Annotated in this window: 17 protein-coding genes; 8 read left to right on the top strand and 9 right to left on the bottom strand. The window is 55.2% G+C overall.

Annotated elements, in window-relative coordinates; all coding sequences use genetic code 11:
- Positions 1-139: 139 nt before the first annotated feature.
- Positions 140-4,546 carry an SdrD B-like domain-containing protein gene (locus tag SH573x_RS19850; protein WP_479349471.1) on the top strand — a complete coding sequence of 1,469 codons (4,407 nt, stop codon included), beginning with the start codon at positions 140-142 and terminating at the stop codon, positions 4,544-4,546.
- A gap of 390 nt (positions 4,547-4,936) precedes the next feature.
- Here SH573x_RS19850 and SH573x_RS19845 read toward each other — a convergent pair whose 3' ends face one another.
- Positions 4,937-6,376, bottom strand: coding sequence for a carboxymuconolactone decarboxylase family protein (locus SH573x_RS19845; RefSeq protein ID WP_479349470.1), 1,440 nt, complete (start codon positions 6,374-6,376; stop codon positions 4,937-4,939).
- 165 nt (positions 6,377-6,541) lie between these two features.
- Positions 6,542-6,973 (bottom strand): hypothetical protein, encoded by a 432-nt coding sequence (locus SH573x_RS19840; protein WP_479349469.1) that lies wholly within the window; start codon positions 6,971-6,973, stop codon positions 6,542-6,544.
- A gap of 316 nt (positions 6,974-7,289) precedes the next feature.
- Between SH573x_RS19840 and SH573x_RS19835 the strand changes: the two genes are divergently transcribed.
- The 5 genes from SH573x_RS19835 (at position 7,290) to SH573x_RS19815 (ending at position 14,760) form a co-directional block, all read left to right on the top strand.
- Positions 7,290-9,008: a 4Fe-4S dicluster domain-containing protein gene (locus tag SH573x_RS19835; RefSeq protein ID WP_479349468.1), complete on the top strand. Its 1,719-nt coding sequence runs from the start codon at positions 7,290-7,292 to the stop codon at positions 9,006-9,008.
- Positions 8,984-9,826, top strand: coding sequence for a cytochrome P450 family protein (locus SH573x_RS19830; RefSeq protein ID WP_479349467.1), 843 nt, complete (start codon positions 8,984-8,986; stop codon positions 9,824-9,826). The genes SH573x_RS19835 and SH573x_RS19830 overlap by 25 nt, the downstream gene beginning before the upstream one ends.
- Complete coding sequence (locus SH573x_RS19825; RefSeq protein ID WP_479349466.1) at positions 9,823-12,108, top strand: hypothetical protein; 2,286 nt, start codon at positions 9,823-9,825, stop codon at positions 12,106-12,108. Before SH573x_RS19830 ends, SH573x_RS19825 begins: the two co-directional genes overlap by 4 nt.
- A 231-nt stretch (positions 12,109-12,339) precedes the next feature.
- Positions 12,340-13,773: a DUF1501 domain-containing protein gene (locus tag SH573x_RS19820; RefSeq protein WP_479349465.1), complete on the top strand. Its 1,434-nt coding sequence runs from the start codon at positions 12,340-12,342 to the stop codon at positions 13,771-13,773.
- 234 nt (positions 13,774-14,007) lie between these two features.
- The gene (locus SH573x_RS19815; protein ID WP_479349464.1) at positions 14,008-14,760 is read left to right on the top strand and encodes a sulfite exporter TauE/SafE family protein; all 753 of its coding nucleotides are present in this window, start codon (positions 14,008-14,010) and stop codon (positions 14,758-14,760) included.
- A gap of 292 nt (positions 14,761-15,052) precedes the next feature.
- Here SH573x_RS19815 and SH573x_RS19810 read toward each other — a convergent pair whose 3' ends face one another.
- The 3 genes from SH573x_RS19810 to SH573x_RS19800 form a co-directional block, all read right to left on the bottom strand.
- The gene (locus tag SH573x_RS19810; protein WP_479349463.1) at positions 15,053-15,910 is read right to left on the bottom strand and encodes a hypothetical protein; all 858 of its coding nucleotides are present in this window, start codon (positions 15,908-15,910) and stop codon (positions 15,053-15,055) included.
- Between the two features lie 291 nt (positions 15,911-16,201).
- On the bottom strand, positions 16,202-16,780 hold the full coding sequence (locus SH573x_RS19805; protein ID WP_479349462.1) for a hypothetical protein: 579 nt from the start codon (positions 16,778-16,780) through the stop codon (positions 16,202-16,204).
- A 185-nt stretch (positions 16,781-16,965) separates the two neighbouring features.
- Positions 16,966-17,985 (bottom strand): SMP-30/gluconolactonase/LRE family protein, encoded by a 1,020-nt coding sequence (locus SH573x_RS19800; protein WP_479349461.1) that lies wholly within the window; start codon positions 17,983-17,985, stop codon positions 16,966-16,968.
- 119 nt (positions 17,986-18,104) lie between these two features.
- Between SH573x_RS19800 and SH573x_RS19795 the strand changes: the two genes are divergently transcribed.
- Positions 18,105-19,274, top strand: a complete 1,170-nt coding sequence (locus tag SH573x_RS19795) for an arsenate reductase/protein-tyrosine-phosphatase family protein (protein ID WP_479349460.1) — start codon at positions 18,105-18,107, stop codon at positions 19,272-19,274.
- Between the two features lie 34 nt (positions 19,275-19,308).
- Positions 19,309-19,779: a ribose 5-phosphate isomerase B gene (rpiB, locus tag SH573x_RS19790; RefSeq protein WP_479349458.1), complete on the top strand. Its 471-nt coding sequence runs from the start codon at positions 19,309-19,311 to the stop codon at positions 19,777-19,779.
- 197 nt (positions 19,780-19,976) lie between these two features.
- On the opposite strand, the gene SH573x_RS19785 is transcribed toward rpiB, so the two are convergent.
- Genes SH573x_RS19785 through SH573x_RS19770 form a run of 4 tightly spaced genes read right to left on the bottom strand, consistent with a single transcriptional unit; the run spans position 19,977 to position 24,372 of the window.
- Positions 19,977-21,500, bottom strand: a complete 1,524-nt coding sequence (locus SH573x_RS19785) for an ABC transporter permease/substrate-binding protein (RefSeq protein WP_479349457.1) — start codon at positions 21,498-21,500, stop codon at positions 19,977-19,979.
- Positions 21,497-22,246, bottom strand: coding sequence for an ATP-binding cassette domain-containing protein (locus SH573x_RS19780; protein ID WP_479349456.1), 750 nt, complete (start codon positions 22,244-22,246; stop codon positions 21,497-21,499). The genes SH573x_RS19785 and SH573x_RS19780 overlap by 4 nt, the downstream gene beginning before the upstream one ends.
- A 15-nt stretch (positions 22,247-22,261) precedes the next feature.
- Complete coding sequence (locus SH573x_RS19775; protein WP_479349455.1) at positions 22,262-22,774, bottom strand: SixA phosphatase family protein; 513 nt, start codon at positions 22,772-22,774, stop codon at positions 22,262-22,264.
- Positions 22,771-24,372: a pyridoxal phosphate-dependent decarboxylase family protein gene (locus SH573x_RS19770; protein ID WP_479349453.1), complete on the bottom strand. Its 1,602-nt coding sequence runs from the start codon at positions 24,370-24,372 to the stop codon at positions 22,771-22,773. The genes SH573x_RS19775 and SH573x_RS19770 overlap by 4 nt, the downstream gene beginning before the upstream one ends.
- Positions 24,373-24,484 lie beyond the last annotated feature (112 nt).

The following is a 24,484-nucleotide window of genomic DNA, read 5'->3' as shown; positions in this document are numbered from 1 at the left end:
AGGTGGTTCGCTCTGCGCCCAGTCTTCGCCAATTGATGAAGGCCAGTGCCGCACAAGCGGTTCCAACGCTGCGCGGTCAAACGTTGCTCGTAAACGCTCGCGATTCATTTCGCTGGAAGCGATGGAGCCTCGTCTGACGATGACCGCTGACCCTATTTGGGTCGGTGGAGTTTATATTGAAGAGGACGTCGGCAGTGACCTTCACGGCGACTCGTTCCACATTACTTTCCTCGGTGGCGCCGAAGGAACGCAGCTCAAGCGCCTGATCATCGATGGCGATTTGAATACACCTGGTTTTGGCCTGGGCGATCTATTCTTTGATACCGTGGAAGCTGGTCTGGGGGCCGACCATGCGTTTGGATTTCAGATTACCAAATTGGTCACGGCTAATCCCAACGCAACGGTAAAGGCCACCGTGGTTGATGGATCGACCAAGTTGATTTTGGATTTCACCAACTTCACTGCCGGTGACCTGCTGGTCTTCGAAATCGACGTCGATGAAGTGCAAAGTTACGATCCCGCCGAGACCGATCTGGATGTGCTCAACTCGGGTTTCGATCCGATTACGTCGGGTGTTGAGTTCCAGAACTCGCTCTTCCGCGCCGAATTCGTGGCCCCACACTACGAAGATGTCACTGGACAGAACAAGTTTCTGAACCGTTACGATACGGTCTTGCAACCCACCGGTCTGCCACTACCCGCGGATGACTTCGGCGGCAAACGCGACCGGTCGGCCGGTACCGCAGTGCAATTGCAGCAAGTACCCAAGCCGATTTCGCTGGCCGGTATCGTCTACGTTGATAATAACTACTCGCTGACACTCGATAGCGGTGAACAGCGACTGGCCAACGTCGAGCTGGAATTGTTCCAACTGGTTAATGGCAGCTTTGTCTCGACCGGTTTCAAGACGGTCACCGATTCACAGGGTGCCTACTCGTTTGGTACGAATCTGAAATTGATGCCCGGCACGTACCAGGTGCGCGAAGCCCAACCGGCCGGTTACTTAAGCGTAGGTGCTACGACGGGTGTTATCGATGGCAGCACTCCGGTTGGTCAGTTGGTTGCTGGCAATCCAGACTGGTTGACGCAGATCGAAATACCGCTGGGTGATCAACATGCCACGCAATTGAACTTTGCCGAAGCCCAACCTGCGTCGATCTCAGGACGTGTGACAGTCGTACGCAACGGCTTTGACTGCGACGACGAAAATGCCACGGAAGAGCCACTAGCCGGCGTCACTGTGGAACTGGTCAACGCTCAAGGCGCTGTCGTTTCAACTACCAAAACCGACGCCAATGGTAACTACCGCTTCGACAATCTGAAAGCCGGTAGTTACACCGTGCGTGAAATAACGCCGACCGGATACTTGGAAGGCGATGCGCATGTGGGCACGATTTCCAATCGCATTGTCGGTCAACAAATCAACGGCAGCCAAATATCAGCCATTCAAATCAATGGTGGTAACCAGGGTGTCAATTACGATTTCTGCGAACTGTTGCCCAGCGACGTCAGCGGTCACGTCTACGTCGACCGCAACAATAATGGTGTGCGAGAAAATGGCGAGACGCCCATAACCGGCGTTACGCTGATCCTGTGGAACGCCAGTGGCGTAGAAGTAGGTCGCACGGTAACCAACGGCGAGGGCTACTATCAGTTTGACAATGTAATTCCCGGTGTTTATCGCATAACCGAGTTGCAACCTGCCGGCTACTTGCCGGGCAAAGCCGCGGCAGGCACCATCAACTCGGTACGCGTAGGTACCATCGATGCCACTGGTGACTTGATCGCGCAGGTGGCGATTCCCAGCGGTGTCAGCGGCATCAACTATGACTTCGGTGAAATCCTGCCAGGTTCGATCGCCGGTCGCGTCATCGTCGATACCAATGCTAACTGCATCATCGATGCGGTTGGTGAAATGCCGCTCTCGGGCGTCCGGATCGAGCTCCTGGATAAAACAGGTCAAATTCTGTCGACGACCTTCACCGATGCCAATGGCAACTACAAATTCGATGGTTTGATACCCGGCGAATACTCGGTACGTGAATCGCAACCGGGCGGCTATTTCCACGGTGGTCAATACGCCGGCAGTGGCGGTGGCAATGATGGTTCACAAGACCTCATCAGCCAGGTGATCGTCAATCCAGGCGATCACTTGGTCGACTACTTGTTCTGCGAGATTCCGCCAGCGGAATTGTCTGGTTTTGTGTTTGTTGATCGCGATGCAGATTGTCTATTCGATTCGGGCGAAGCGCCGATCGCGGGCACGCGCGTCACGCTTTACGATTCCAATGGCACGGCCATCGGTTCAACGACGACCGATGCCAACGGACGTTATCACTTTGGAAACCTGCGACCGGGTACCTATACGGTCCGCGAAGACCAACCGGCCGGCTACTTGCAAGGTGGACAGAAGGCCGGCAGCGCCGGTGGCAACGACACTGTGCCGGATGTGATCTCAGCCATCTCGATTGGTGCCGGTCAAATCCTGACCGACTACAATTTCTGCGAAGTCATCCCGGCGTCGATTCAAGGGCAAGTGTTCGTCGACTTGGACTTCGACTGCCTTCGCGACGCAGATGAACAACCGCTCTCCGGAGTGAAGATCGAACTGCTCAACGAGAGCGGACAGATCATCGCCACCACGTTTACCGACTCCAACGGGCAATACAGCTTTGTCGGCTTGAAACCAGGCACCTACGCAGTTCGCGAAACACAGCCTGAAGGATATTTTCAAGGTGGCACCATCGCACCGGCCAGCGGTGGCGATGTGTCGATCGAAGATTTAATCAGCTTGCTGGCCTTGGCCTCGGGCGATCAGATTCGCGAAGCCAACTTCTGCGAAGTGCCACCTGCCAAGATATCGGGCTACGTCTTCCAAGACGGTGGAGCGATCATCACCGATGACATTGACTCGGTTGATTTGAACACCGTTCGCGACGGCGTCCGCACCAACGACGATAGGCCGATTGGTCGCGTGCGATTGCAACTGCGTACGATTGCCGGAGCGCCGATCGATAGCTCGCGAGCGCTATCGGGCTTCTACACGACTCAGTACATAGAAGTCATTACGGATGCGAACGGTTATTTTGAGTTCGAAGGCCTGCGCGCTGGTACCTATAACATTTACCAGGTTCAGCCCGAAGGCTACTATGACAGTCTGGATACCCCCGGTTCGACCGGTGGATTTGGCGTTAACAAGAATCAGCAGAATGTCTCGCCGCAGTTTGAACTGATAATGCAGTCGCTGACGGCCGATGCCGCTACCAACCCGGGTTTCGATGGTTTGTTGATGATTGCGGTCGAGCCCAACCAACATTCGTTTGAAAATAACTTTAGCGAAGTTGTGACGATTGTTCCCCCGCCACCACCCGAGCCGCCCATTCCGGTTCCGCCCATCGATCGGCCAACACCGCCCAACGAGCGACCCGTGGTCTCGCCAGAAACCTTTATGGCTCTGCCGCCACTGATGTGGCAAGCACCGCCGTGGTTGCCGGTTGAGCCGTTGATCGGCGTGGCTTTGCGTACGCCGCCCTCCTGGCACTTGAGTGTCATCAACGCCGGTTATCCGCGCGGAAGTCGCGCGGGCGAACCAGCCACCGAAGAACAAATCGCTGAGCAGGCCGAACTGCTGGACGTATACGCGTGGGATGTCGAGGGTATCGAAGATTCGCGCTGGACTATCGTTAGTACCGGTCCGAAAGATCGTCCTGCAGTCAGTCGCATTTCGTTCCACGTGCCAGATGGCAAACCGATCGCCGGTGACTTCAATGGCGACGGCTTTGACGAACTAGCCTACTTTGTCGATGGCGAATGGTTCATCGATTTCAATGGCAACGGGGTGTGGGACGAAGAAGACATTTGGATTCGAATGGGTGACAAAGGCGATCAACCCGTTGTTGGCGATTGGGACGGCGACGGTAAAGATGACGTCGGTATCTTTGGTCGCAAATGGTCCAATGATGATCGCGCTATAGCCGCTGAACCAGGCTTGCCTGATCCCGAGAATCGGCGTCGCGCCAAGCCGAAAAACGTGCCGCCGGTGAAAGAGGAAGCTCCTGATGATCCACGCTGGATGAAACGCGGCAAACAAGCGACAGGCGGTCGAGCTGACTTGATCGACCACGTCTTCCGCTTCGGCAGCGATCGCGACCAGGCGGTCAGCGGTGACTTCAATGGCGATGGCATCGCATCGATTGGTGTCTTCCAAGATGGCAAGTGGACGCTGGATGTCGACGGCGATGGCCGTTTTACCGACGGTGTTGACCTGCGTGTTCAATTCGGTGAGGCCGGAGATATGCCGTTAGTCGGTGACTTTGATGGCGATGGCATCGATGAGATTGCCATCGTTCGTGGCCGACAAGTTATCGTCGACAACAATGCCAACGGTCGCATCGATGCGACCGACCAGGTTTTTGTGCTTGAAGACACCGGCGAAGTTATCGCCGGCGACTTCGACGGCGACGGCTCTGACGAAGCTGCCGTGTTGCGACCCACCGAGGCTCGTCGCACACTCGAAGCTCGCGGACAAGGCATCCCTCGAACGTAAGCCACATCTTTGAGCCTGAGCATGAGCTTGAGCTGGCCTGATCGTTTAACCCGTAGCCGTCAGGCTAGGCGAACCTGCTAACCAAGCACGCATTGAACTGGCTATGCTGGTTGATCCGGGGCGCAGAGTTGGTTAGAGGGTGATCGTTTAACCCGTAGCCGCCAGGCTAGGAGCACCCGCTAACCAAGCATGCGTTGACCTGGCTATGCTGGTTGATCCATGGCGCAGAGTTGGTTAGAGGTTGATCGTTTAACCCGTAGCCGACAGGCTAGGTGCACCTGCTAACCAAGCATGCGTTGAACTGGCTATGCTGGTTGATCCGGGGCGCAGAGTTGGTTAGAGGGTGCGCCTCGCCTGCGGCTGCGGGTTAAACGATTGCGTACGCTGTGGCTACGGGTTAAAAGATGTTATTCCTGCCGCTTCGGTGAAGCGATCGAACAGGGAACGCATGGCTGTGTAATGCACAATCTGCACCACATCCCGCGGGCTGGTCTGCTGAAGTGCTGCTGCCACTTGAGCATCGGTCAACACAACGGGCGAGGCGGCCAAGTTCTTAGCGACCGTCAACATGGCTCGATCTTTTGCCGATAAAGTGCCGGCTGCATCTGCGATCGCAAAACTATCTAGCTCCGCGATCTGCTCGCTGGTTTGGCCAGCTTTCTTCAAGCGAGCTTGTGCTTCAGCCAACGCGTACCAGGCTGCGTTTTGCCGCGCTATGACGTAAGCGATCTGCGCTCGTGTTAGGTCGTTCAAGTTCAACTCCTTTTCGGCGACCACAAAACCGGTTACTTGCCGTTTGCCTGCGATGGGGAAGTTGGCCAACAGCCGCATCCAAGCTGGCACATGATCGGCAGGGACCAACTCACCAAACGCCTGGCGTGTGTCGGCTTCGCTGGCCAGTGGCAGTCGCGCTTGACGCGTGGCGCAAGCTTGCAATCCTGCGGCAGTCGATAGCGAGGCAAGCTCGGCTCGACGATCGAACCTGGTGGGCAAGACGAGCTGGCCGGCGACGTCGGGCACGATGGCTACCACCTTGGATTTGAGCTTAGAGTAGGTTGGGTTGGTTTCGGTTAAGTACGAATGATGGTCGCCCGTATTGCCACCAAAGTTTCCGCCGCCGCTGGACTGCGGTACACCGACGCCTTCCTTCCAACGATTGATCGCATTGTTGCCGGCCACCGACAGAATCATCTCCAGAATCTGCAGGTCGTTGTAGTGATTACGGCAGGCATCGATATCGGCATCGGTCAGGCGATTGGGTTCAAAGGTTAGCTTGCGAGCCAACGCAAAAGCCACTTGCTCTTTTTCGGGGAACTGCGACCAGTCGCTATCGAGCATGGCAATTTGGTCGTCCGTCATACCTGTGGCCAACAGCTTCGATTCTTGGTGCCCCAAGCAATACTGGCAGTTGTTCACCCGCGAGGCGATCCAAAACAGCCGAGTCTTAAACGGATAGTCGAGTGTCAACGCTGGATCCGGCTCTTGTGTGAACCGATTGGCATTGGTGCTACTAGCAGTGCGGGCTGGGCTGCCGCTGAAGTTCAAATAACTTCGTGCACCTGCAGTCTTGGGCAAGTAGTTTTGCGTCAAGCGACCTTCATAACCCTGCAGGCGCGGATCAGTTGCCGCTGCTGATTCAGTTGCGTCTTGAGCTGGCAAGGGAATGCGCTCCTTGCGCTGCTTCATATCCTCCAGCAGTTGTTTCATCTCCGGTCGCGTCAAAGGCGTCGGGCGCGGTTGATCAATTGGTTCTTGACTAGAGCCAACTTCGGGTTGCCAAACAAATAGGGCGGTCAGGGTAACGAGAACAAACAAACGCGATATGGTCATTGCATATTTTCCTTAGAAATTAAGATTGATTAACCCACCTGCGGCACAGACTGGAACGCTGTGCAGATAGTCGACATCGATTTCACGTAGCCACCGCTGCCAAGCGGTGGAAATCGGATGCGCTAACGAGTCCACCGTCTGGCGACGGTGGCTACAGCCCAATGCTTATGGCGGGTATTCAAACTGATGCGGATAACCAATATGGGTCCGCTCATTCTCAAGCAGGACAAGCGAACCAGGAGTCCGATCATCCGCCAGCTGCGTAAGCACCATGCCTAAGAGTACGACGGGCACACGCACTGACGTGGGCGGGGCAAAAGTTTCCTGGGCTGGCAGGTCTTTGCGCGCCTGGCAGTCTGGACCATCACACGGCTCATCGCTCTGCCAGGGCACATACTTGATAACGCCGCGCTCGTAGATCCATTGCCCCAGAAACCGAAAATCGCGCACGTGACCACGCGAATCTTTCTCGATCCCTGGCTTGTGTGAGGAGGCGTATTGGCAACCCGCCTGCAACTCAGCCGGTGTCATTCCAGCTGCCACCAGCAGCAGGACGCTGACGAGCCAACAAGCGAATTGTGCGAGTGGTTTTAGCACGGTCGGTGACCAACAACCAAAAAGCGCAGGACCAAGAATCAGACGCGGTGAATAGTCGCAGACTAAAGTATACGCACATCTGGTGGGTATTGCTACAGTTTGACGCTGCCTGGGGAAAATGCAGAAGGACACACAGGCTGGAAGCCTATGCCACAGAAGAACACAGGCTGGAAGCCTATGCCACAATAGGCCAGGCAGATTAGATAAAGCTGTGCGGCGACGATTGTGAACTTGAGCCAATGCGTCTTGAGAATCGTGCGATTTTCTACCGATAGGCTGGTAATGACGGTCAGGTAGATTTTTATGAGGGAGCACGATGAATCAGTCGGTCGCAGTCGCGCGTCCCGAGCGTTGGGATCATCCGTTGGATCCGACGATGGCTGCGGAAATCGTCCGCTGGCTGATGACACAGCCTCCGTTTTGCGAGATGGAGCAGAGGTCGTTTGCTAGCTTCGCGACCCTGCCCGAGATTCTGCATAATGATTCTCGACTGATTAAATTAGCCGGCGGCGATGTGCTATTTCAGAAGGGCCAGTACGGTGGTAGCGCCTACCTGGTTCTCCGTGGCTCGGTCAGGATGTTCTTGGATGATGAACTGGCGGCCAACTCCGATCGCGGCGATGCCAGTCGCATGGATCGAGCCAAGAGTTGGTTGCAGTGGTTTGCCAAAGGTTCCCAGTCGCGGGAATCGCTGCCCGTAATAGGACTGCGCGATCGCGGCAGCGGAGCACGCGTCTTCTTGCAAGATGTACCTGGTGTCTTGGACCAGTACGATTCTACGGTCGCCGGTGATGGTGAGCTGATCGGAGAACTGGCCGCTGTGACGCGGGCACCGCGCGAGTTTACCGCAGTGGCCGAAACCGACTGCCTGGTATTGGAGATACGTTGGCAGGGGCTGAAACTGCTGCGTCAAAGTCCAGCCTTCAATGAATTGCTGGACCAACGTTACAAATCGAAAGTTCTCAAGGCACAGTTGCACCAAACTCCGCTGCTGGAGAATGTGCCCGATGAGCATTTGGACCAAGTGGTCGCTCATACGCGACTCGAGTCGTTCGGTGACATGGAATGGTATGCCGATTTCAAGGCCGCGTCTTCGGTCAGCCCCACAGAACGCATCAGTCGAGAACCACTGATCGCATCCGAAGGGACCTACGCGGTTGGTTTGTGGATTCTGCGAGGTGGCTTTGCGCGGTTGAGCGTTAGCCAGGGAGCGGGACATCGCACGCTGGCATATCTCGGCAAGGGCATGATCTTCGGCTTGAATGAGTTAGCTCACAACTGGCGAGAACCATCGGACGACTCCTCGCTACCGTATCAACAGTCGCTCCGCGCGATTGGTTATGTCGACGCCCTGTGTATCCCCAAACAAATTGTGCTGAAACATATACTGCCGTTTGTGCCAGCGGCCCAATTGCCCATGCGCATTGTTTCTCCGCGGTATCGCTTCAATCAGCCGGTGCTGGAAGTCACGGCGGACCAGGATGCCAGTGGTTTGGAAACTGGGCTGCTGGAGTTCATCGTCGAGCAGCGTTTGATGAATGGTCGCTCGGCGATGGTCATCGATACCCTGCGATGCACACGCTGCGATGACTGCGTGAAAGCGTGCGCTACGACGCATCACGATCAGCCGCTGTTCGAACGTCGCGGTGCACAATATGGTCAATGGCTTTTTGCGCAGGCGTGTATGCACTGCGAAGATCCAGTCTGCATGATTGGATGTCCCACGGGCGCAATCCACCGCAGTCCGACCAGCGGGCAGGTTCAGATTAACACTAGTACCTGCATCGGTTGTAAATCATGCGCTGAAAGTTGTCCGTACGAGAACATTCGCATGGTCGAGGCAACGGATCGAACTGGTCGCAAGTTGATCGATAAACAAGGCCTGCCGATCTTGCAAGCATCGAAGTGCGATATGTGCGAAGGGGCAGGGGGGAAGCCGGCGTGCCAGGCCGCCTGTCCGCATGATGCACTGGTGCGTATCGATATGAGTGATCCGGGAAGGATAGGTGCATGGCTGCAATCCAAGGTCGGCTAAGCGCCCTGCGCTGGCGTCGGGTGCTCGCTCTCAGTTTTACGCTCGTCTGTGTGGCTCTATCCTGGGTGGTGCTGCAAGCGATTACGCTGTCGCTTGGTGACCCGGCCATGACCACTGGCTGGACCTTGTTGACTGCCACACTCGGTTTATATGGTCTGGGTTGGCGGAAAAAGAACATTGGGCGACAACTGGGTTCGGTAGCTGCGTGGCTGCAGGTGCACACTTATCTGGGCATATTCGCCTTGGTAGTGTTTGCACTGCATGTTGGCTGGACGATTGAGGGACCATTTGAACTTGCGCTCGCCGGCATGTTTCTGTTCATATCCGCTTCTGGTGGCCTGCTGCTCTGGTACAGTCGTCGCGTGCCCAAACTATTGTCCGTGGTCAAACGCGACTTGCGGTTGGAAGATATTCCGCAATTGCAGCATCAACTGGCCGAAGATGCGCATGGGATCGTGCTGCACTGTGCCGAATCGGTCGCCGGTGGTCCCCTCACGGAGTACTATCAGCGGCGACTATTAAACTTCTTTGTCTCGCCGCGCAGCCTCTTTTATCGCTGCTTGCCTACGGGCGTCAAGCGACGTCAATTGCTGCGCGAACTGGAGGACTTGGATCGGTACTTGGATGCGCCCACGCTAATCCAGCGCCAGGCGCTCTCGCAACTGGTGATCGCGAAAGACGACACTGATTTTCATGCAGCTCTTCAGAAGCGTCTGCGGATGCTTATGACCACTCATGTGGCACTGACCTGGACCCTGTGTCTGCTGATTGCCTTGCACGTGGTGCTGGTCCTGCGATTCTCGGGAGCGATGGTATGAGCCAGTTTGAACCATCTGCTAATTTGCCAGCCAAGCCACGGTGCGATGTTACAGCCCAGCGCGCCAAGCCTCACGTCGATTGGGTATGTGGCTATGCCCAGGTAGGAAATTGCTGCCAAAGTGGCCCAACTGCCGATGGTCGCTGTGGACGTTTGCTACAGCGCAATATCGCATCGCACCATGATGTCGCGACGCACAATGATACCGCTGAGGACATGACGCCCTGTATTCCTCGGCGTGGGCATCGCCGGCGGCGCGAAGCGTTGAAAGTCAACCTCGCGGTTATGATCGGCGGCTTGCTACTTTTATGTTTGACGCTACCAACGCGCGAAGCGCTGTTCGTACCTGGCGAACTTTCCGGCAAACATGCGCAGATCTTAAATAACACACTGGTGTCGCAGCGCTGCAGTTCTTGCCATCCGACTGTCCATGACCATCAACAGCACGAGAATCAACCGAAGCCAACCAGTTCCAATTGGTTTACCAGGGCGGCTTTGGAAACGGCGCACGGACTGATCGAAAATGACGGTCGCCAAGATAAACTATGTATGCAGTGCCATCAGAGCCACATGCCACTGGCCGCAGCCCGCCTGGCTCACGACTTGACCTCTGAGCAATGGAAAACGCTACGAGCCGATCAGCAGCCGCCGGCCTGGCAATTGGTGAGTACCGCCAGTGGCGAGTCTGGGCAGGTGGCCGACTTGGCTGATAGTACCAAGCTAACCAGCTGCGCGATGTGCCATATCGAACATCATGGCCGCCAATTCGATTTAAAGCTGATGAGTGATGCACGTTGTCAAGCGTGCCACCAGAAACAATTTGAGAGCCTGGCATCTGGCCATCCAGAATTCACCAATTTCCCAGTCGATCGACCGCGAGCCCTGATGTTCTCGCACTCGCGGCATCTGGGTGAGCATTTCGCCAAGAAGAATCGCGACTTTGACTGCAAAGCCTGTCATATCCAGGCTGGCCAGAGTGGTCCCTATGGCACAGTGGCTCGCAGTTTGAGTTTTGAAAACGCATGTGCCAGTTGTCATGAGGCACCGATTCGAGCGGCCAGTACTGAAGGTTGGGCTGTGCTACAGGTGCCGAGCATCGATTCCGCTTCGATGACCCACGATTCAGAACTTGCCCACTGGCCCAGCCTGGCTCGGTACGGTTTTGAGGGGCAAGTATCACCGGTTCTGAGAGCCCTGCTGATGGCCGATGAATCCGTGGCCGCGCAAATTACGAAAGTCCCGGCCAGTGGCAAAATAGTTGATGTATCAACTATTTCTGAAGTGCGGGCTCAAGTGGCCGAAACGATAGCCGTGGCCACCAAGAAGCTGATCGAAGAAACGGCCCGCGATGGCCAGGCAGCTTGGGTCCGTCGCCTGCAAAAGGTTACCCAAACGAAGTTAGGACGGCAGCTGACCGAAGCGGAAGTTTCGCTGATCGGCAAAATGTGCGGCGGTCTGCCACCCGACCTATTTCGCCTGGCTGTGCAGAATTGGTTTAGCGGCCCTGATTCGCTAACACAAAATTCGGCTGGAGCGTTGGGCTGGCGGTTGACCTCGACAACTCGCACGATTCAGACAGCTGGTCAGAGTACCGCTGGCGATGATCTACTGGGTGACGACTCGAGCCCACCGGGCGATGAATCGGATCTGCTGTTGGGAGGCAAAGAGACCCTAGCCGAACAAACACAGCCCGCGGAACCTACGAAGCTATCACCCGTCAAAGGCGCTATTCATGTTAGCGGCGGCGGATGGTATGTGGATGAAGCGACTGTTTCGATTCGATATTTGCCCACCGGTCATGCGGATCCCGTACAGTCGGCGTGGATACAGTGGTGGAGCTTGATCGAGCCGAATGCTCCGAAATCAAACAACGCTTACATCGAAGGCACACCAGCCTCGCAGGCCAGCATGATCCCTGGTGGATGTACGCAGTGCCATCAATTCAGTGGCAGTCAGCTCGATCTGAGCGCGTTCCGAATTCGCCAACGTAGTCGCGCCGACAAGGAGTTTACCAAGTTCAATCATACACCTCACCTCGCCCTACCAGCGATGAGCGATTGTCGTTTTTGCCATGAACTGGCCCCGAGCGGCTCGGCCCCGTCCATACCCGCCAACAATGACAGATTGGTTAGCCTCAAACCGCTTCTCCAGCGCCCGCAGACCACCAGCGAATTTGCCAGTATGAGGCTGCAACAATGTGCCTCGTGCCATCGCCCGGGCGGAGCCAACGACGGCTGCCTGCAATGCCACAATTATCACATATCCGAAGTCAACAACCCGTAGCCGAAGTCGCCAGACTTTGGACGTGTCACCCGTAGCCGAAGTCGCCAGACTTTGGACGATTCATAGTTACGCCTCCAATCTCTGGCGAGATCGGCTACGGCAGCAGCTACGCATCCAATCGCTGGCGAGATCGGCCACAGCTGGGCCTCGGCGATCCTTAGCAGACTGGATGCAGGTGAGCTAACGTACTAGAATTAAGGCGACCCACCTTTTAATCCAGGATGCTCACCTATGGATCCCCGTCTGGAACGACTGCAACTGTCGACGCGTCGTCATTTCTTGCAACAAGGTTCCTTATCGCTCGGTGCGCTCACCCTGGCGGGTTTAATGAATCCACCGGCCAGTGCCGCGCCTAATTCGTTGCCCAAGCCGCATCATCCGGCTCGAGCCAAACGCGTTATCTACCTGCACATGACCGGATCACCACCGAACCTGGATCTGTATGACTACAAGCCGGAACTGGTGAAACGTTCGGGTGAAGATTGTCCGCAAAGCTTTCTGCAAGGCCGTGAGTTTGCGTTTACCAGTGGCGTGCCGAAACTGCTGGGCACCCCGCGCACCTTCGTCCCCTGTGGTCAATCGGGCATGTTGCTATCGGATGCCATTGGCAAGATGCATCGTGTTGCGGACAAGATGTGTTTGATCCATTCGATGAACACGGATCAATTTAATCATGCCCCGGCAGAACTATTGATCTATACGGGTTCGCCGCGAGCTGGTCGACCTTCGATGGGTTCATGGGTGACCTATGGTTTGGGGTCAGAGAATGAGAACTTGCCGGCGTTTGTGGTGCTGATTTCCAGCGGCGTGCAACCCAACGGTGGCAAGAGCTCGTTTGGTAGTGGTTTTCTGCCCAGCGTTTATCAGGGCGTGCAATGTCGTTCGCAAGGTGATCCGGTACTCTTTGCTTCCGATCCGCCGGGCATGGACCGAACCCTCCGACGCAAGACGCTCGATGCGCTCAGCGAACTCAACCAACTGCAAGCCCAGACGATGGGGCATCCCGAAACTCAAACTCGTATCGCGCAGTATGAACTGGCGTATCGCATGCAGACCAGTGTGCCAGAAGTCATGGACATCTCGCGCGAGCCGCAACATGTGCTGGATGCCTATGGTGCTAAGCCGGGAGCCAGTTCGCTAGCCAACAACTGTCTGCTCGCCCGCCGACTGGTCGAGTCTGGAGTGCGATTCGTGCAGCTATTCGACTGGGGCTGGGATTTCCATGGTACGGGTGCCGGTGAAGGGCTGACCAGTGGCTTGACCACCAAGTGTGCAACGATGGACCAGCCGATTGCGGCCCTGATCGAAGATCTCGAGCAACGTGGCCTGCTAGATGACACGCTGATCGTATGGGGTGGCGAGTTTGGTCGCACGCCGTTTCGCGAAGGCCGCACGGCCAAGAGCGATATCTTGGGGCGCGATCATTACCCGGATTGTTTTTCAATGTGGATGGCCGGTGGCGGAGTCAAAGGCGGATTCGACTATGGAGCCACTGATGAACTCGGATTCGGCGTCGTCGAGAATCGCGTCCATGTGCATGACTTGCAAGCTACGATTTTGCACTTGCTAGGCTTTGACCACACTCGATTGACCTATCGTTTCCAAGGCCGTGACTACCGCCTGACCGACGTTCATGGCCAAGTAGTCGAAGCCCTGTTGGCCTAACGCCGTAGGCGTTAGCCTCGCTTTCGACCTAAGCCGTAGGCGTTAGCCTCGGTTATTGGGCGTTTGAGTGGGAACCGGGGCTAACGCCCTCGGTTTAGGGGACGCCTATGCCACACAGGCTGGACGCCTATGCCACAATTGGGTTATTACATCAAAGCTATGGCTACGCCGCAGCACTCCAAAAACCGCGACTAACGCCCTCGGTTAAGTGGGAAACGGTTATGCTTACACCCTATGAATTTTCCTTTATCGTTGAGTGTGGTTTCGTTCGTTTTGCTAGCTGTGGGGGCGATGGGGGTAGGGTTCTCCAAGAGCGGTTTCTCTGGAGTGGGCATGATCCATGTGCTGATCTTTGCCTATGTGTTTGGAGCTAAAGATTCGACTGGCATTTTGCTGCCGCTACTGATCGTCGGCGATGTACTGTCGGTCCGGCAGTTTGGTAGAGAGGTCGACTGGCATTATTTTCGGCGGCTACTTTTACCTGCTCTGATAGGTGTGGTGATCGGCTGGAGCCTAATGAGCGTTCTGAGAGAGAGTGCCTTCAAACCGATCGTGGGCAGCTTGATTCTGATTCTGTCAGGCATGCAAGCGATTCGTATTTGGCGACCGAAGCTATACGAGCAGGTGCCGCATTCACGCTGGTTCGCTGTGTGCCTGGGGTTGATGGCTGGCGTGACCACCATGCTTGCCAATGCGGCTGGACCAATTGTGGCCTTGTACCTGTTGGCGGTATCGCTACCCAAGTTTCAGTTGATTGGCACCAGCGCCTGGTTCTTTCTGACGCTGAATGTTTTCAAGATCCCGTTTAGCGCTTCGCTGGGTTTGATTGACGGGGAAACACTAGTGCTCAATGCGCTCTTGGCACCTATGGTTGCTGTGGGCTTGCTGGCTGGCAGAGCGCTGGTACAGAGAATCAATCAACGCACCTTTGATTCGCTGCTATTGATTGTGACCGCGCTGGCGGCGCTGAGACTGGTGTCATCTTGAAGTGCTTAGGCAGGTAGCCACCGCTGCCAAGCGGTGGAAAATCAAGCGTAACTCGTCCATCGTCTGGCGACGGTGGCTACGTGCTTACATATAGCGATAAGCTTCGACGCCCATCATGATGCAGGCCAAGAGCATGAAGATGGCCGACGAGATCAGCATCACTGTGTAGACCGAGTAAGGCTGCTTGGGTGCTGGTGCGTTCATCGAACTGAATTCCTGGTTTGAATTCCTGAGTTGAATTCAGCCGGAGCCGAATTCTGGACGGTGTAGAAGTGATGTAGGGTTGCAAAGCTTAGGGTTTGGGGCGATTGACGTAACGTTCGCCGAGTTTGGAATCGACTCGGTCACCCACGACGATGAAGCCCTTGGCATGTTCGGGCAGAATTTTGGCAACGGACTTGTCGGCCTCGCTGCGGGTGACTTCGACTTTACCCAAGTAGGCTCCGCCGCGATAAACATCCAGTTCGTGGCCGATACGAATGCCGTCGTCCAGACCGATCGATAGTTCAACCTTGTTATTCCCGACTGCGGTGACCACGCCGTTAACTGCAGGCGCGCCGTCGAGTTTTGTTTTGGGAGTGATGCCGAGAATCGTCAGTTTCTCTTCGGCTGCAGTGAAGTTGCGCGCCAATTCATCCGATTGCTGCTTGAGCGTTTGCTTCTCACCTTGAGTCCGAACCAATTGATCGTAGGTATTGGTGGCCTTGCGGTACTGGATGTCGCGATCCTGCCGCGACTGCACCAGTTGCTTACGCAGTTCTTCATTCTCGTTGGTGCGCGCCGACAGTTCTTGTTGAGCAGCAGTTTGATTGGCGACCAGCAAAGTGTTCTTAGCCTGTTCGGCACTCAGCAAGGCTTGCTTGGCCTTCAGTTCAGCATCACGCTGTGCCAGCAACGTTTCCAAGGCAGATACTGTAATGCGTCGACCGAGTTGCTCGGTGGCCTTTTCATCTTGCAGGCGCTGATTAGCGTCGGCCAGTTCTTTCGTCTTGGCTTGCTCTTTCTGCAACTGAACCTTCAAGCCACTGCTCTTGTTCTCAACCAAGTCGCGATAGTTGATGTGCTTGGAATTGACCACCACCGACAGGATGAAAAACATCACGCTGAAGATGAGCACGATGAAGGTGAAGACTTTTCCGATGAATGTCATGCCTGCTTACCTTACGTGGTCTGCAATTGTTTTGGGGAGGTCACTGCCGATCGCCAGTCAAACAACTGGCGTCAACTATTTCCTGCGTCAGAAGAATAGCCTAATCGGTGATATCGAGCCGTCGAGGCACTCGTATCGGATGGTCGTGAACTATTTCGATTTTTCTAGATGCGATGAGCCAATTGCAGAGGGAGACAAGTTGTGCTGCTAGTGCAACTATAATTCTCGAAACGTCAAAAAGTCAATGAAAAGTAAGTTTGGGTCGGGTATTTGTGAGCAGGGAGCAAAGGGTTAGCGAATGTCCGAGGGTGACAAATCGCTGTTGGGTGCGGTCGGCGCGTTGCCGGTCAACTGTTCGTATTGCGATTTCAAGGTGCGATGATCACCCTGCAGTTTCAACAGGTCTGAATAGGCCAGTTGGTATTTGCCGAATAGTTCATCACGCTGAGCCTTGGTCTGATTCAATTGCTCGCGAGTATCGTCGGTTTGCTTGCCCGCGGCCGACAAATCATCCTGAGCGGTCTTGGATGCGATCGCCAGTTGATTCAGTTCTCGTTGCTTGGTTTCGAGGTTTTGCTCGGAACTGCGAACGTCGAAAGTCAGCTGTTCCAGTTCGACCTGCAGAGCGGCCAAGGCAGCTTGTCGCGAAGCAATTTCCAGCTCGATGGCCGCCTTTTGCTTCTCGATTTGCTCGGTCAAATCGCTAACACGCGACTGCAATCGCTGCGCAACCGCCTTCAAACCAGTGTCCGGATTATTGAGAATCGGGGCGTAATTGACGTAGGTCAAGTTCGCCATCACGGCAATAACGAAGAAACCAATGCTCAGCAGCATCAGGATCGTCGTAAAGATCTTACCCAATTTGGTCATGCAGATCACCTTCGCGGCCGGGTGTGGTTGGACCAGAGGTCTTCAACCTGTGTGTCCTCAAGTCGTCAGCTTAATTGGGCAAGCTAGGTAATGTCAACGAATTGGGGGCCGTTCAGGTGGTTTTCAGTCAATCCGGTGATGGATTATGCCCCCTCTAATCCCGAATTGGACACTGTCCACACTGCTTACAAAGTGAATCGTTGGATGCGGTGGTTCATGGAATCGACCACATGCAGCGCTCCTTGGCCATCGATTTCCAATGCCCAGGGGCTGGCAAACTGGCCGGGGCCATTGCCAGGCTCACCCCACATATCCAATGATTTACCGGTTCGATCGAAACGCTGAACTCTGTGGTTGCCCATCTCTACCACTAGCAGGCTGCCGTCGCGATCGATGACCATGCCGTAGGGAAAGTGCAGTTGCCCGGGCAGGCTACCGAACTGGCCGAACCACGACACCAACTTGGGCTCGGTGCCGCTGAGATCAAATTGCATGATGCGATGATTGTGAGAATCGGTGATCCACAGATTATTTTCTTGGTCCACGATTAGACATTGTGGGCGATCAAAGGCGTCCAGCTCGTTTCCGTGTCGGCCCCAACGCCGCACGAAATTTCCTTGGGCATCGAATTCCTGGATCTGATCCAGTTCGCCATATTGACCGGCCAAGATGTGACCGCGTTTATCTTGAACGACGTCGGTAACAAAGTGAAATTGAGCGGGCTCGTTGCCCAATGTGCCACCGATGGTTTTTTCCGGCAGCAGAGTACCGTCAGCTAAGTAGTTCAGCAATCGATAGTAATGCGTATCGGCCACCAGCAGCGAGCGATCTTCGGCTATGGCCAGGCCGGTGGGGCGCCCGGCGTAGATTTCCGGAGTTCGCCAACCGCGCTGGAAGTTGCCATCTCGATCGTAGACCTGGATTCGGCCGAGGCGGTCGACCACAAATATTTGGTTGATAGGATCGATCGCCATGGCGCGGGGCTTGTGAAAGCGGCCAGCTGAGGTCCCCATGCGTCCCCAAATAAGCTCAGGCTCGCGCAAAGCGCCATGTTTCCTACCCGCGCAGCCGGCAAAGGCCAGCGTTGAGAGGACCGAGCCGCCCAAAACAGCCAAAACCCAGCGGCTGGAGGATTCCAAGGCCACGCGGCGCGTCAGTTTATTGTCTTCTCGTCCCTCCACAGGGGGCAGGACAGTTTCAGCCATACTGATCTCCACTTATACTAGCGCTTATCATTATAGTGAATGGCGGTCGCGATTGCCCCTCCTCGCGCCCCACAGGACAGCGCCCCCGACGAGCCGCCTTAGAAGACACAAAACTATTCATGGCCAGGATCCTGGATTGGAAACGCAGCGAAGACACGCGCGATATCGTGCATGTCATCGTTCAAGCCCTTGTGGAAGGACGACTTGTTCTGGCACCCTCGGAAACGACCTATTGGTTGTTGGCCAGTGGGTTATCGTCGCGCGCCGTCGATGCCCTGATGAACTTTCCCGAGCGAGTGCTCGACCGAAAACCTGTCCTGTTGCTCAGATCCAGTAGCGAAGTGTCCGATTACGTCCCCGACATTCAACGGGTCGGCCAGCGTATCGCCTGTCGCGGTTGGCCCGGCCCACTGGGAATTGAGTTTCCACTGACATCCAATCAGTCGCTTTTTGGCCGTTTGCCCAGCCCTGTTCAGCAACATCTAGTGATCAACGATCGATACATCACGATGCATGTGCCAGCCCATCAAGCCATCGTCGAAGCCCTGCAATTGTTGCCGGGACCGGTGGTGGCCACACCTGTCAAAGGTGCCAATGGTCAACCCTTGATCGATGCCTCCCTAGCGGCAACGCAGAACGCCGACGACAACCTGGCTTTGGTAATCGATGACGGGGCGACGCATTTCGGTGGTTTGCCAACCGTGATGCGTGTCGATGGCCACGAGTGTTCGACGCGGGCAGCAGGCGTGTTGGACCAAAATGTTCTGGTCGGACTTGGCCAGCTAGTCGTGCTGATGGTGTGCACGGGTAACACATGTCGCAGTCCCATGGCCGAGACACTGCTCAAACAGCAACTCGGCATGCGATTCAAAGATTTGTTCGAGCCCAACAAGCCTCCACCAGCAATTGCGATTTCAGCCGGCCTGAGCGCTTATCCGGGCGGAGCTGCCTCGCCCGAAGCGGTCACCGTGATGAGTTCACGCGGATTGAGCTTGAAAGAACACCAAAGTCGGCCACTGACCCAACGACTGCTTCGACAGGCTGACTTGGTTTTGACGATGACCAATTCGCATCGACACGCAATTGTCAGTCGCTGGCCCGAAGCGGCATCGAAAACCTTTTTGCTCAGCCGCAATGGACGCGATGTGGCTGACCCGTTCGGCGGTCCAGTACCCATGTACGCTTCTTGCGCCGAAGAGATTGATTCGTTTCTGAAGAACTGGGTTAGTTGGATCGACGAGAGTTGGTTGCCGCGCTGGCAATCGGTCAGCAACCAGGCCGTGGCATAAACAATTCTTTCATTCGATTTTTGAGACAGCCATCATGCGCATCGCCATCGGAAGCGACCATCGCGGAGTTCAAGTCAAGTCAAAGCTGATTACCGCTTTGGAAAACCTCAAGCATTCAGTCGAAGACTGTGGCACACAAGGCGAAGATAGCGTGGACTATCCCGACTATGCGCGCGAAGTCTGCTTGAAGATCTTCAACGGTACAGTGGATCGCGGCATTTTGATCTGTGGTACCGGTATCGGTATGTCGATTACCGCCAACAAATTCCCCGGCGTGCGCGCAGCCAGTTGCAACGACGAAGTTATGGCTGAAATGTGCCGCCGGCATAACGATGTCAATGTACTTTGTCTGCCCGGTGACTTGATCGGTAATCGACCGGTAGTCGACCTGGTCCGCGTATGGCTCAATACCGCTTTCGAAGGTGGACGCCACGAGCGACGCCTGCAGAAGATTACCGAAATCGAATCGCTGCACACACCGTCGAATAAACCCGCCGCTTCATAGAGATGTGCAACATTTTATGTTCGCCTCGCCTGTAAATCGTTTAACCCGTAGCCGCCAGGCTAGGCAATCGCAGCGATTGTCCTCGCGTGGCAAAGTCACTATGTTGAGCACGCTGAGGCCAAGTGATAGCAGCGATTGGTTAGCAGGTTCTCCTCGCCTTCGGCTACGGGTTAAACGATGTAGCCGCCAAGGCTAGGCTACAATCGCAATCCAGGCGGCACAAGAAATCTCTCCAGCCAGCCAAAGAACGCTTGAACACCTAGCGCTAGCAGCGCTGCGGGAACCGCGCCTTGTAGGATCAGGCTGATGTCGGCCAATCGAATGCCTGTCAGGATCGGCTGGCCGTAACCGCCGGCGCCAATCAGTGCGCCAATGGTAGCCGTGCCTACGTTGATCACCGCCGACGTCTTGATGCCAGCGAGGATCTGGCGCGAGGCCAACGGCAACTCGATCAATCGCAGCCGAGCTGCGTCGGGCAACCCTAGGGCCAACGCTGATTCGTGAATACTCTCTGGCAAGGAAGTTAATCCGGTATAAGTACCACGCACGATCGGCAACAGGCTGTACAAGAACAAGGCGACAATCGCTGGCAATGTCTCCAAGCCCAAGATGGGAATCATGAATACCAACAACGCCATCGAAGGGATTGTCTGGATGATGCCAACCACGCCCAGAATGATTTGGCCTGCCGCCGGTCGCTTGTAAGCATAGATTCCCAGAGGCAAGGCGACCAGGATCGCCATCGATAGCGAGATGCCGACTAGTTTAAGATGTTGCCAGGTGTTACGCAGTAGCGCCATCAAGCGGCGCTGGAAGCGCGAGTTGGAGACTTGGGCTAGCGCCAGGTCCTGATCGATCTTGGCATGCAAGAAATCGATCGCGATCTTGTTTTCGGGAATGTGCTTCAGCCGCGAGTCGGCATTCATGGCTGCCATGGTGGGACTGTCGATCTTGCCCTCGAGCAGTTGGAACGCTTGGATTACATCTGGAAAACGTTCTTTCAGATCCGCGCGGTACACAATGAGGGCTTCGTACTTCGGGAAATGTTTGAGGTCATCCTCGAGCACTCTCAGTTTGTAAGATATGATCTCCGGGTCAGTCGAATACAAGTCGATCACATCGATCGAGCCGCCAGCCAATCCGCGGTAAGCCAGGCTGTGATCAAGACTTTTGACTGCGTATTCTGGCAGCGAATAGCGAGTCTGCAGTCCACTCCAACCATCGTTGCGTTCGATAAACTCGTCAGAGAATCCAAAACGCAGGTTGGGATGATTGCGCAACTCAGAGATCGACTTGATCTTCAGTTCGGCCGCTTTCTGCTCGCGCATGCCCAGTGCGTAAGTGTTATTGAATCCCAGGGGAGCGGTGGCCAGGATACCTTGTTTGTGGATCGCTGTGATGATTTGCGAAAGTGTCTCGGCATTCTTGCCATCCAGGATTTCATATTTCAAGGTGCCTGAGTATTCCACATAGGCATCGATCTCGCCCTTCAACAAGGCTTTCCACAGAATTTGCGTGCCACCCAATTCGGCCAGGTGCTGCACTCTGATTTCCTTGTCGGCGGCGAACTGCTTGCATCCAGCCAGCGCCGTGAGCATCTCGCCCAAGATCACTGATTCGGTAAAGCTCTTGGAACCGATGCGAATCAGTTCATCAGCCACAGCCGTGGACCTACTCAACAGGCAGAGCATGCAGCAAATGATCCATCCCATGCGGTTCATGATGGTATCTTTCGAGAGTTGGGAGCGCGCTGCGCAGTGATAAATCGCGTGACGAACTCTTCGGCCGGATGAGCGTAGAAGTCTTCGATCGCCCCGCGCTGCACAATGCGTCCTCCGGCCATCAGAATAACGTCGTCGCCGAAAAACCCGGCCTCACCCATATCATGGGTTACCAGCACCACGGTCTTCTTGAGGCTGACAAAAATGTTCTGCAGATCCGCCTGCAAGTCATACCGCACCAGCGGGTCCAGCGCACCCATGGGTTCATCCAGCAACATGAGCGGAGGATCTAGAATCAGGGCGCGCATGATGGCCACTCGCTGACGCTGGCCACCTGAGATTTGCACGGGAAAACGCGCCAAAGCATCGCCCGGCAATTTGGTCAGCTCAGAGAGTTGGTCAATCTTTTGCCTGAGCGCCGACTCGTCCATCGTTCTTAAGTAGCGTGGCATGAGCGCCAAATTGTCATAGACACTCAAGTGAGGAAATAGGCCACCGTCTTGCAAGACATAGCCCATACGGTGACGCAGTTTGAGTACGGTCTCGGGTGTCAACAGTTGGCCATCGAAATGGATGGTACCTTGATCGGGAACGATCAGTCCCACCAGCATCCGCAGCAAGGTTGACTTGCCACAACCGCTGGGTCCAATCAGTACAACTGTCTTACCTTCACCGATCTCCAGCGTAGTGGGCTGGAGCACGATGGTGCTATTGAACGACTTTGAAACCTCGGCCAGTTTCAGCATGCGTTACCTTTATGCTCAATCTTTCGGGGTCCAAAACTTAGAAACTTGCCAAGGCCGCAGACGAAGAGCGGTCGGCCAGTCCTCGCTTGGCCCGTCTAGCATAGCAATCGCAGCGGTGGGCATGTCGAGCGCCTGGCCAGTCATGTGCCCAACCAGTTCACTTAATCCCGGATTGTGACCGACCAGCATAATGGTAGGCCAGTCGACGTGCATGGCGGAAACATGTCCCAGCATGGTCGCCACGCTCGCCATGTACAGCTGTTTTTCCCAGACGATTTGACCTGGGTATTCCCAGGCGGGCAGCAAGAGAGCTAAGGTTTCTCGCACCCTGGCAGCCGTGCTGGCCACAATTATGTCCACATCGATACCAGCAGCCTTCAGTCGCTGGCCCATCAGCGGCGTAGCCTGTCGACCACGCTCGTTGAGCGGTCGATCGTAGTCCTGGCTGCCTGGGTCGCTCCAACTACTCTTGGCATGACGCATGATTAGCAAACGGCGCGGGGCCGGCGAGGCTGGCGACTGGCTCATGTCAACTCTTCAATGCTGTAGATAATGCGGTCGATTATTTCGTCTGAAGTTTGTGGATTGAAGATAACCGCTTTCCAAGCCGGAATCTCGCGACCGCCGGGTGTGTATCCGAAGTTTGTCGTGAATCCCAGTCGAGCATCCAGCGTCGGATCGATAATCTTCTCACGCTTGTCAAACAAACGACGGACCTCAGCGCAGTATCGTTGAACTTGAGTGTCGGACAACTGGCCTTGAACCAATTGCGCATAAATCTCATGGGCATTGCGCCCTTTGGGCAGCACCCACCAGTTGACGCTGGGTCCGTAGGTGCCAGCGTTGAGCACTTTGCAATATTCGAGCTCGGACAGTTTGGCTTTGAGCCGATTGGCCAACTCCAACGAACGGGCCACCAGCATCTGCCAGCCTTGCATGCCGATCGCATTCAGTGAAGCCATCACGCAATAGGGACCAATTGCTGGTCGCGAACATTCCAGCGTAAAGAGCGCTGGATCGCGCCGCACATCGGCTTCCGAGAAGTAAGGCGTATCATGGACACTACGCGCGAGATACTTCAAATCTTGACGACGATTCACAATAAAAGCACTGCTTGGATAATGTCCGCGGCCCATTTTATGAAAGTCCAACGTCACACTATCAGCACTGCGCAAGCTTATGCACTGCGTCTTCAAGTAGTCGACATTCTTGAGAATATCGGCGTCCAATTGCAGTGCATTGATCGCCGTGTCATATTCCGCGAGAAAGGTCATTGCCCAACCGACTGCCGCATCGACATGCAGCTGCGGCACTGGTACCGAGTAGCGCTGTGCGCAAGCTTCGATGATCTTGCGGATAGCGGCAACATCATCGATACCAAAGCCATCGGTCGTACCAAAAGTGGCGGCTACATAGGCGACCTTGGTGCCCGACTGGTACAGTTCGAGCAGTTTTTCTTCCAGTACATCCAGACGCATGGCCAGGTTCTCATCCGTCGGGATTTCAATCAGCTGCTCCGTGCCCAGTCCGAGCCAACCGGCAATCGTCAGATTGGAGTAATGCCCTGCTTGTGAACATATGCCGACGACGCGATCTCCCGATAGACCTGTGCGCATCGCATTGGGCAGAACCTTTTCAATGCCGATCTTGGCCCCGTACAAGTTGGAAATCGTGCCGCCGATCGTAAAGACGCCCCAAGGGTCGGTGGTGTGGTAAAAGATGAGGTTTGCCAAAGCTGTAATGGCTTTGACCTCCAGTTCATTGCTACGCTGACTGTAGCGATCGGTGCACAGGTTAGGGTTTTTGAGCAGGCAAGCGATCGCACCGATCAGCGAAGCCTGGTTGGCGGGGCCGCGCACATTCTCTAGATGCAGCGGACTATTCCAACTGTCAGTACCCCAGAAATAAGGAAAGATGGCATCACGCGCGTCTTTCAGATTGCCTGGCAGCATGTGGATTTCCGGATTGGCCTGCGCAGTTTCATAGTTCTGCGACATGCTGGGGCCCGCCCAAGTGGCTTCTTCGGCGGCAGCGGCGCTGAGCAACTCTTCGAACACACGCGTAATGTCCGGCTGATTCCATTTAAAGAAGGTGGTGACCAGCTTGTTATATCTTTCGCGATCCATATCTCTTTCCTTATTGGTAGCGGAAGCCGTCAAGACTTTCGATGTGGCATAGGCTTCCAGCCTGTGGTAGCCACTGAAAGCCTATGCCACATAAGTTCACAGGCTGGAAGCC

The sequence above is a fragment of the Rania fehmarnensis genome, assembly GCF_056494185.1.
The sequence above is the reverse complement of the archived record's forward strand: the minus strand, read 5'-3'. Positions and strand labels throughout refer to the sequence as shown.

Coding starts and splice junctions, on each gene's coding strand:
- SH573x_RS19780 (WP_479349456.1), bottom strand. CDS start 22,246: ATGCTGAAACTGGCCGAGGTTTCAAAGTCGTTCAATAGCACCATCGTG.
- SH573x_RS19845 (WP_479349470.1), bottom strand. CDS start 6,376: ATGACCATATCGCGTTTGTTTGTTCTCGTTACCCTGACCGCCCTATTT.
- SH573x_RS19785 (WP_479349457.1), bottom strand. CDS start 21,500: ATGAACCGCATGGGATGGATCATTTGCTGCATGCTCTGCCTGTTGAGT.
- SH573x_RS19815 (WP_479349464.1), top strand. CDS start 14,008: ATGAATTTTCCTTTATCGTTGAGTGTGGTTTCGTTCGTTTTGCTAGCT.
- SH573x_RS19850 (WP_479349471.1), top strand. CDS start 140: ATGACCGCTGACCCTATTTGGGTCGGTGGAGTTTATATTGAAGAGGAC.
- SH573x_RS19775 (WP_479349455.1), bottom strand. CDS start 22,774: ATGAGCCAGTCGCCAGCCTCGCCGGCCCCGCGCCGTTTGCTAATCATG.
- SH573x_RS19805 (WP_479349462.1), bottom strand. CDS start 16,780: ATGACCAAATTGGGTAAGATCTTTACGACGATCCTGATGCTGCTGAGC.
- SH573x_RS19770 (WP_479349453.1), bottom strand. CDS start 24,372: ATGGATCGCGAAAGATATAACAAGCTGGTCACCACCTTCTTTAAATGG.
- SH573x_RS19835 (WP_479349468.1), top strand. CDS start 7,290: ATGAATCAGTCGGTCGCAGTCGCGCGTCCCGAGCGTTGGGATCATCCG.
- SH573x_RS19825 (WP_479349466.1), top strand. CDS start 9,823: ATGAGCCAGTTTGAACCATCTGCTAATTTGCCAGCCAAGCCACGGTGC.
- SH573x_RS19830 (WP_479349467.1), top strand. CDS start 8,984: ATGGCTGCAATCCAAGGTCGGCTAAGCGCCCTGCGCTGGCGTCGGGTG.
- rpiB (WP_479349458.1), top strand. CDS start 19,309: ATGCGCATCGCCATCGGAAGCGACCATCGCGGAGTTCAAGTCAAGTCA.
- SH573x_RS19820 (WP_479349465.1), top strand. CDS start 12,340: ATGGATCCCCGTCTGGAACGACTGCAACTGTCGACGCGTCGTCATTTC.
- SH573x_RS19800 (WP_479349461.1), bottom strand. CDS start 17,985: ATGGCTGAAACTGTCCTGCCCCCTGTGGAGGGACGAGAAGACAATAAA.
- SH573x_RS19795 (WP_479349460.1), top strand. CDS start 18,105: ATGGCCAGGATCCTGGATTGGAAACGCAGCGAAGACACGCGCGATATC.
- SH573x_RS19810 (WP_479349463.1), bottom strand. CDS start 15,910: ATGACATTCATCGGAAAAGTCTTCACCTTCATCGTGCTCATCTTCAGC.